This window comes from Neobacillus niacini, from assembly GCF_036961885.1.
GTDB lineage: Bacteria > Bacillota > Bacilli > Bacillales > Cytobacillaceae > Neobacillus > Neobacillus niacini_H.
In genome coordinates this window covers 74,320-82,879 of sequence record NZ_JBALNQ010000027.1, presented here as the reverse complement: position 1 = coordinate 82,879, position 8,560 = coordinate 74,320, and the positions used below count along the sequence as shown (strand labels likewise).

Here is an 8,560-nt window from a genome sequence, read left to right as displayed (position 1 = left end):
AGTCTCGTGCCTTCCGCTCAAATCAACAGGTTATAAAATCAAAAGTATCATTTAACACAGCCTTCATTATAAAAATAAGGACGATAGTGTGTTGATTAATCGCCCTTGTTTGAATGGATTACTTTAATGCCTTACTCACTTTCAACTTTTTTCCTTTGATGGTGGTATTTTCCATTGCTTGAATCACGACCGAACCTTTTCCATTTAGGATATCCACATAGGTTAAGTTGTCCTGGATGGTGATAATACCAATATCATCTGCCGTAACGCCAGGAATATTTGATATCGTCCCAACGAAATCTACTGCGCGAAGCTTCTTCTTTTTGCCTCCGCTAAAGTGCAGCTTTGTAATATCCTTATTGATTCGTGCCGTTTTATTGTTTCTAACGACTCTCCGACCGCTTAGTTTTTCCTCAAATGCAGTTTTTCCACTCAAAACCTCAGCCTCTGAAGGAGGATTCATTTCAGGAATATCGAAGCCAATGTACCTTTCGATAGCCTTCAGGAATTTCCCTTCATAAGGTGTTGTAAACGTGATGGCTTTTCCTTTATTACCGGCTCTTCCCGTTCTTCCAGTACGGTGAACATAGCCCTCTTTTTCCATGGGCACATCATAATTAATAATCAAAGTTACATTATCAATATCAATTCCCCTTGCAGCCACATCTGTTGCCACTAGATAACGAAAATTCCCCGCTTTAAAACCGTCCATTACAGAAAAACGAGCTTCTTGTTCTACTCCACCATGAAGTCTTTCACATGGGTAATTGGCTTTGTCCAATTCTGAATACACATTCTCTACGTTTTCTTTCGTCCGGCAGAAAATAATACAGCTCTCTGGGTTTTCAACAACGGTTACGTCTTTAAGTAGTGAAATCTTGTCTTCGTCCTTTACTTCGATGTTGGCATGCTCAATGGTATTTGTAGTAACACCAGTGGAAGCAATTTCGATATGTATTGGATTTTTCATATATTGATGGCATAGATTTTCCACATCTTTTGGAAGTGTCGCCGAAAAGACCATCGTCACACGATTTGTTGGAAGTTCTTTAATGATTGCTTCCACTTCGTCAATAAAGCCCATATTCAACATTTCATCCGCTTCATCGATAATCAGATACTTGATTTTGTCTAATTCGAGCGTTCCCCTTTCTATATGGTCCATCGTTCGGCCAGGGGTCCCGACCACGACATGCGTCTTTTGCTTTAATTCATCCTTTTGTTTTGAAAAAGGTTCTTTTCCATAAACCGCCATCGCTTTAACCCGTTTAAATCTGCCAATATTTGTTATATCTTCTCTAACTTGCACGGCAAGCTCACGAGTTGGTGTAAGAATTAATGCTTGCGGCTTTTTCTCCTCCCATTCCAACATTTCGCAAATTGGAATGCCAAAGGAAGCCGTTTTACCCGAGCCTGTTTGAGATTTTACAACCAAATCATGATTTTCCAATGCATTCGGAATGACTTCCTTTTGTACTTCTGTAGGATTATCATATTTTAAAACAGCTAGTGCTCTCTTTATTTCCCCGCTTAATTGATAATCTCCAAAATTAATTTCACTCATGTAGTAACCTCATTTTTTTATATTATCCAACTTCTATATAGGATTTCTCACAAAGAAATTTCATATGCAAAATCTGAATATATTCATTATACTTGAAAAAAAAGAAGAATCGAATTTAATGTATAATTATTAAATTTCAGTATACTGTTACATAACACCTTTACAATCTTTTAAATAAACTGTACATTAATTTTCATACCCATTATGCACTTTTTGATTCACCTATATAATAAAAAACAGAAAAGTCAAAAATCCCGACTTAAATCTGTTATAATGAAAATATCCTGTTTTAAGGATAGTACAATAATGTAAAGATATCATGATCATCCACTCGTAGGTTCTATTTTTTTAGAGAATATTTTCATTACAGGAGGTAGGTAATCTATGTATAAGATTAAAGAAAAGGAAAAACTATTCATTTATACAGGACCTGATGGTTCTGGGAGAAAAACTATAGCCAAAATGGTTGCTACTGCGTTTGACATGGAAACTGTCCTCTCATACACTACTCGATCTCCCCGTCATTATGAGCAAGATGGTGAAGACTACCATTTCGTAACGGATGTAGCCTTCAAAAAGATGGAGGACAACCAAGAATTTCTTGAAACGGTAGAAATTGATGGAATTCATTATGGAATTCGTGAACAGGATATTGTTAAAGCGTTTGAGAATCATAATCTAGTTTACCTGACTTTGAACCCAGAAGGTACCGAGAAATTAAAAAACATGTATGGTGAGCGCGTGATGCGGTTTTTCATCTTCTCTAACCGTGAAACGGTTATCGAGCGACATAAGGCACGTAAGGATACGGAAGAAGACATCCAGAGACATTTAGCTCATTATGATGAAACCATGGAATATAAAAATAAATGTGAACATTTCTTTGAAAACTATGATTCACCACAGGTTTCTTTTCAAGTCAGTGAAGTCATTGAAGCTTTTCTCGATCGAAATAGAATTGTCACTGATTATTAAAAACACACAAAAAGGGACCATTCACGGGATATTCATCCTTTTAATGGTCCCTTTTTATATGGATAAGTGTGTTTCTAGGTTGATCAATGAAAATAAATAATAACTTGAAATTGTATCTAGATTAGTGTAAAATTAAGTGTTGAAAACATTATATAGGGGGAACTCTTTTTGTCGATCGAAGTAGGCAGTAAAGTACAAGGTAAAGTAACGGGAATTACAAATTTTGGAGCGTTTGTAGAATTACCAGGTGGCACAACTGGTCTTGTGCATATCAGCGAAGTAGCAGATAGCTATGTAAAAGACGTAAATGATCATTTAAAAGTTGGAGACCAGGTTGAAGTTAAGGTAATTAGCGAAAAAGACGGAAAAACTGCCTTGTCTATTAAAAAAGCAATTGATAAACCAGAAGGACAAACTTCTTCTTATTCTCAACGTCCACAACGTCAAGGAAGAGATAATAGGCAATCAAAGGACTTCCGGTCAAAAGGCGGAAGTTTTAAGCCAAAAGAAAACTTTGAAGATAAAGTGGCTAAATTCTTAAAAGCGAGTGAAGAAAATTTATCCAGCCTAAAACGTAATACTGAAACCAAACGTGGTGGAAGAGGCGGAAGACGAGGATAACTATAGATAAAGAAAGGCAAGCCTGATGAGGTTTGCCTTCTTTTTTATATTTGCCTGAATGAGTTAGATATGAATTACACAACGATTTCTTTAATTGATTTATTGATTGCTATCCTAAATGCCCAGATTATGTCTGTCAATATTTCTGTTTCAACTTTTATTTCTCTAAGATCCCAATACAGTTCATTTTTACGATGATAATAAAATGTTCCTTCTTCAGACTTCATAATTGTCAAAATCCCTTTAGGATTTTCTGTTTCCATGGTAATAAAATGTTTTTCCCCATCCCAATTGGCAAATGCTTCGAAAGTATTAAGAAAGACTTGTACTTCCCATTTACTGTTAAGCAAATTGTTCGCTCCTTTTTATATATAATAAAAACAGCCGAAGTCAATAGCTTTGATTAGATTTATAGAGTGATTCTGATTATATGCGACAGACAAAGTGACAATCAACCATTTTGTTAGGGAGACAAACATAAAACTTTAATACCTTGATATTTATGAACAGTCTTTGTATTTTTCCTTATTTCTTATTTAACTCGTCCAACAATGGAAAAAGCTCTTCCAAGTGTTTAATTTCAAATGTTGGGATGACTTCATTTCTCTCTTTATCGTGACGGTTTATCCAAACGGATTTAATTCCTACCGAATTCGCACCCAGAATATCCGTCATCAAATTATCCCCCACCATAATCACTTCGTCCTTCTCTAATGACATAAGTGACAGCGCATGCTCAAATATCGAAGGGTCGGGCTTGCCTCTTCCAAACGCACCTGAAATAACAATCTGGTCAAAATACGGCACTAGCTCTGGTGTAATCGATAGTTTCGTATGCTGTAAATCTGGTGAACCATTCGTTAGTAGAAGCAGCTGATACTTACCCTTTAAGGATTCTAGAATATCAAACGATTCCTCGTACACAAACGGAAGGTTTCTACGCTCTTGCGGGAACCTTTCGGCCAGTTCAAATCCGAAATCGGGGTCATCCACACCCAATGTCTTTAGACCTGCAGTCCAAGCTTCTTTTCGATAACCTGGAACGGTTAAAAAAGAAGGAGAATGAATTTGTATACTTTATTAGGAGGAATTGCATTCTTAATTATTAGTTATTTTACCTATGGTAAATTCATTGAAAAAATCTTTTGTGTAAAAGAAGATCGACAACACAGCCTATGTCAATAACGATGGTGTTGGCTATGTGCCAATGAGCATCTATAAGAATTCCTTAATCAGCTTTTGAATATTGCTGGTACAGGTCCTGCTTTTGGTCCGATGGAATACAATAAGGATGCAAGGCGATATGTATGTACAGCCGGGCATATGGCTGTTAAGAAAGCATTACACGGAAAGAAAAAAACGCTATTGAAGGAACTGTGTTACGAGAAACCCATTACTTTGATATTGAGAAGTGTAAGGTTTGTGCACTTAGAGAAGGCTGTTATAAAGAAGGAGCGGCAAGTAAAACATACACTGTAACTTTGAAGTAGGATAAAATTCATGAAGAACATCAACTCTATCACGAAACAGATGAATTCAAGGAATTAGCGAAAAACAGGTATATGATTGAAGCTAAAAATGCAGAGTTATAGAATCGCCATGGGTTTAAAAAAAGTCATTCCCTTGGTTTAATAGGTATGCACATACAAAGTGCAACAACCATCTTCGTAATGAACATGAAACGAATTATCACGTTAATGGTTTAAAAAATAAACCCATTATTTACTTTTACAATAACTAAAAAACGAAAAAAAGATTAGGTAATGGTCAAAATCATCCCCTAATCTTTTTATTTTCATTGCGGTAACTTTAAAATGCTAAAATTTTCAGCAGTCTCGGTCAATACCGCTTTTTTCTTTGTTTTTTCTTAGCCTAGCCGTGTTTTCAATTTTTCGCAAATATAGTCCCCAACCTGCTCGGTGGTTGAATGTCCGCCCAAATCCGGTGTCAGTACTTCTTTCTCCTGAAGAACATCCTCCATCGCTCCCATTACCGCTTGTGCCGATTCTTTATGCCCTAAATGATCAAGCATCATACTCGTGCACCAAATGGAGGCAAGTGGATTGGCAATCCCTTTTCCGGCAATATCAGGTGCTGAACCATGCACAGGTTCAAACATTGAAGGATACTTCTTTTCAGGATTAATGTTTGCAGATGGAGCAATACCAAGTCCGCCGACAATCGCTGCACCAAGATCGGTTAATATATCTCCAAACAGGTTGGAAGCAACAACCACATCCATGGTTTCAGGTTTACTGACGAAAAAGGCGGCTAGTGCATCGATATGGACCGTGGTGCTTTTTACCTCCGGATATTCTTGTCCAATCCTCTCTACGTATTCATCCCAGAATGGCATGGTATGATTAATCCCGTTCGATTTCGTCGCTGCTGTAACATGCTTTCTTTTTCCCTGTTTTTCGGCTAGATTAAATGCATAGCGGAGTACTCTTTCTACTCCTTTTCGGGTAAATACACTATTTTGAATAGCCATATCCATATCGGTTCCCTCATACATACGGCCCCCTATGTTTGAATACTCGCCCTCATTGTTTTCCCTGATGACAATAAAGTCCAAATCCTTTGAGGTTTTCCCTGCAAGAGGAGAATCAATCCCTCTTAATAGTTTTACTGGACGCAAATTAATATATTGCTCAAATTGCCGTCTTATTGGCAAAAGCAGCCCCCACAATGATACATGGTCAGGAACCCCTGGATAACCAACCGCACCTAGAAAGATAGAATCAAAGTCCTTCAATATATCCAAACCATTGTCAGGCATCATTTTGCCGTGCTTTGCATAATACTCACAGCTCCAATCAAATTCTGTATATGAAAGTGATATTCCCCCATGAAGATCACAAATAGTATCTAATACTTTTTTCCCTTCACGGACAACATCGACTCCTATCCCATCACCGGGTAGCAAAGCTATTGAATAATGATTCATGTTTTTACCTCTATTCTATATTTTTGAAATTTCTGGTTTCGCCTCAAAACTTTCGCTGCATCCTGTATTATCAAGACAAAATGTCTACACTCTTAGATTTTCAACAATTGTTGCTATTCCTTGACCGCCGCCGATACAAGCAGTGATTAAACCATATCGCCCGCCAGACCGCTCAAGTTCCTTCATGATTTTCACTGTCAAAATCGCTCCAGTCCCGCCGATTGGGTGGCCGAGTGCAATGGCACCGCCATTTACATTTAATTTTTTTCGATCCATATTCAATTCCTTCACAACTGCTAATGCTTGTGCGGCAAATGCCTCATTTAATTCGATCAAATCGATATCATCCAATGTTAGGCCCGCCAACTTGAGTGCCTTAAGTGTTGCAGGTACCGGACCAATCCCCATAATTTCTGGAGAAACACCGACAGACGCTTGCGATACAATCCGGAGACGCGGTGTCAGTCCACGGTTTAATGCCTCCTCTTCTGACATTAAGACAAGTGCTGCTGCCCCATCGTTTCGGCCGCTTGAATTACCCGCAGTGACGGTTCCACCCTGTTTGAAAACAGGCTTTAAAGAAGCAAGTTTTTCCAAACTTGTTAACCGAGGATGTTCATCTGTATCAAAGAAAATCTTCTCTTTTTTTATTTTTACTTCGTATGGAACAATTTCATCTTTAAATTTTCCGGCTTTGATCGCGTCTGCTGCCTTTTGCTGGCTTTCTAAAGAAAAGGAATCCTGCTCCTCCCGGCTGATGTTATACTTTTCCGCCAGATTTTCTGCAGTCTGTCCCATTGTCAGCTGACCATACACTTCAATAGGCTGAGCCCTTGGCTGACTCTCGGTATTTGAATCAACGATTTCTGCATTTCCAGCGCCATAACCATATCTTGCTTTTCTCAAATAATAAGGCGCGTTACTCATACTTTCCGCTCCGCCAGCCAGCACAATGTCCGAAAGGCCGCAGATAATTTGCTGTGCCGCGTTATTGATTGCTTGAAGGCCTGAGCCGCATTGACGATGGACTGTATAACCTGGTACTTCAATTGGAAGCTCTGCTCTGAGTGCAGCTAAACGGGCTAAATTGGGTACATCTGAACTTTGTTTTGAATGACCCCATACAACTTCATCCACGTCTTTGCCATTCATTTGACTTCGGACTAATACTTCTCGCATGACTTTTTCGGATAGGAAATCCACTTCAACATCCTTAAGTGTTCCGCCCATTCTCCCTATGGCAGTCCTGACACCATCAACGATTACTGCATTTTTCATTCTGACACCCCCGCTTTTATCGAAACTCCCGTTTTAATTCATTGGCAATGATATTTTTTTGAATTTGGCTAGTGCCTTCATAAATTTTCGTAATCCGCGCATCACGGTAGAAGCGCTCAATTGGATAATCCTTCATATAACCAATTCCCGCATGAATTTGAACGGCCAAATCGGCAACCCGATTGTAGACCTCTGACCCATATAGCTTCGCCATTGCAGCTTCTTTCACTACCCGCATTCCCTTATCTGTCATCCAGGCTACACGGTAAGTCATGGAACGGAGCAGTTCAATTTCCATAGCCATATCGGCCAGCATATGCTGAACTGCCTGCTGTTCAAAAATCGTCTTTTCAAACTGAACCCTTTGCATGGCATAATCTATGCTGTGCTCGAGGAGCTTTTCACAGGAACCTAAATTTCGTGCCGCCAGTCCAGCTCTTCCATTAGCCAGGATTTTCAACGCATTAACATAGCCTTGTCCTTCTTCCCCTAATACATTCTCGGCTGGAACTTCCAAATTTTCAAAGAAAAGCTCAGCTGAATGTGAACCGCGAAGTCCCATTTTTTTCTCGACATTTCCTACGATAAAGCCAGGAAAATCCTTTTCGACGATAAAAGACGTAATACCCTTTGCCCCTTTACTTGGATCCGTTACGGCCATAACCGTAAACACATTTCCGCAAACTGCATTTGTTATATAGTGTTTTGAACCGTTTAGAATATATTTATCTCCCTTTTTTTCTGCCTTCGTTTTTAAGTTAGCTGCGTTGGATCCTGCACTTGGTTCCGTTAAAGCGAAAGCACCCATCCACTCGCCACTTGCCATCTTTGGCAAATATTTTTCTTTTTGTTCCTTCGTTCCAAGTTCCACGATTCCCACTGAGCCAATTCCCGTATGGGCACCAATGAGCGTGGTATACCCATTATGGGTTTTGCCTAGTTCTTCATAAATGGCGCATTTTCCGACCATATCAAGGCCAAGACCGCCATATTCTTCAGGAATGCTTAAGCCGAATAACCCCATTTCCTTCGACATTTCGATAATGTGGCTTGGGATTTCATCCTTTTCCTCAATTTCCATTGCTACCTTTTCTACTTCTCCTTGAACAAAATCATGAACCGCTTCCTTTAATAGCTGAGTGTCCTCTGAAAATGTAAAATCCATTATGTCCCTC

At 39.0% G+C, this 8,560-nt stretch carries 7 protein-coding genes and 2 pseudogenes; 3 read left to right on the top strand and 6 right to left on the bottom strand.

The features are described 5' to 3' along the window. Nucleotides 1-118: 118 nt before the first annotated feature. Nucleotides 119-1,564 (bottom strand): DEAD/DEAH box helicase, encoded by a 1,446-nt coding sequence (locus V7124_RS12820; protein ID WP_335489596.1) that lies wholly within the window; start codon nucleotides 1,562-1,564, stop codon nucleotides 119-121. A gap of 384 nt (nucleotides 1,565-1,948) precedes the next feature. Between V7124_RS12820 and V7124_RS12815 the strand changes: the two genes are divergently transcribed. Together V7124_RS12815 and V7124_RS12810 are read left to right on the top strand one after the other, a co-directional pair. Continuing rightward, nucleotides 1,949-2,539, top strand: coding sequence for a guanylate kinase (locus V7124_RS12815; protein WP_335489593.1), 591 nt, complete (start codon nucleotides 1,949-1,951; stop codon nucleotides 2,537-2,539). 168 nt (nucleotides 2,540-2,707) lie between these two features. Then, nucleotides 2,708-3,160, top strand: a complete 453-nt coding sequence (locus tag V7124_RS12810) for a S1 domain-containing RNA-binding protein (protein WP_335418112.1) — start codon at nucleotides 2,708-2,710, stop codon at nucleotides 3,158-3,160. 74 nt (nucleotides 3,161-3,234) lie between these two features. On the opposite strand, the gene V7124_RS12805 is transcribed toward V7124_RS12810, so the two are convergent. Further along, a complete protein-coding gene (locus V7124_RS12805) occupies nucleotides 3,235-3,510 on the bottom strand; it encodes a hypothetical protein (protein WP_335418114.1) in 276 nt (91 codons plus the stop codon). A gap of 175 nt (nucleotides 3,511-3,685) precedes the next feature. Beyond that, nucleotides 3,686-4,204, bottom strand: a pseudogene (locus V7124_RS12800) (HAD family hydrolase); the annotation flags it as partial. Nucleotides 4,205-4,222: 18 nt separating this feature from the next. Between V7124_RS12800 and V7124_RS12795 the strand changes: the two are divergent. Continuing rightward, nucleotides 4,223-4,438: pseudogene (locus tag V7124_RS12795) on the top strand (carbon starvation CstA family protein); the annotation flags it as partial. Between the two features lie 589 nt (nucleotides 4,439-5,027). Here V7124_RS12795 and V7124_RS12790 read toward each other — a convergent pair. From V7124_RS12790 to V7124_RS12780, 3 genes are all read right to left on the bottom strand, one after another. Further along, nucleotides 5,028-6,107: a tartrate dehydrogenase gene (locus V7124_RS12790; RefSeq protein ID WP_335489590.1), complete on the bottom strand. Its 1,080-nt coding sequence runs from the start codon at nucleotides 6,105-6,107 to the stop codon at nucleotides 5,028-5,030. 84 nt (nucleotides 6,108-6,191) lie between these two features. Beyond that, nucleotides 6,192-7,385 (bottom strand): thiolase family protein, encoded by a 1,194-nt coding sequence (locus V7124_RS12785; protein WP_335489588.1) that lies wholly within the window; start codon nucleotides 7,383-7,385, stop codon nucleotides 6,192-6,194. 16 nt (nucleotides 7,386-7,401) lie between these two features. Beyond that, nucleotides 7,402-8,550 (bottom strand): acyl-CoA dehydrogenase family protein, encoded by a 1,149-nt coding sequence (locus tag V7124_RS12780; protein ID WP_335489585.1) that lies wholly within the window; start codon nucleotides 8,548-8,550, stop codon nucleotides 7,402-7,404. Nucleotides 8,551-8,560 lie beyond the last annotated feature (10 nt).

What these genes read in the sequence shown, in the direction of transcription:
- V7124_RS12820 (WP_335489596.1), bottom strand. Translation starts at nt 1,564, where the DNA reads ATGAGTGAAATTAATTTTGGAGATTATCAATTAAGCGGGGAAATAAAG.
- V7124_RS12815 (WP_335489593.1), top strand. Translation starts at nt 1,949, where the DNA reads ATGTATAAGATTAAAGAAAAGGAAAAACTATTCATTTATACAGGACCT.
- V7124_RS12790 (WP_335489590.1), bottom strand. Translation starts at nt 6,107, where the DNA reads ATGAATCATTATTCAATAGCTTTGCTACCCGGTGATGGGATAGGAGTC.
- V7124_RS12785 (WP_335489588.1), bottom strand. Translation starts at nt 7,385, where the DNA reads ATGAAAAATGCAGTAATCGTTGATGGTGTCAGGACTGCCATAGGGAGA.
- V7124_RS12780 (WP_335489585.1), bottom strand. Translation starts at nt 8,550, where the DNA reads ATGGATTTTACATTTTCAGAGGACACTCAGCTATTAAAGGAAGCGGTT.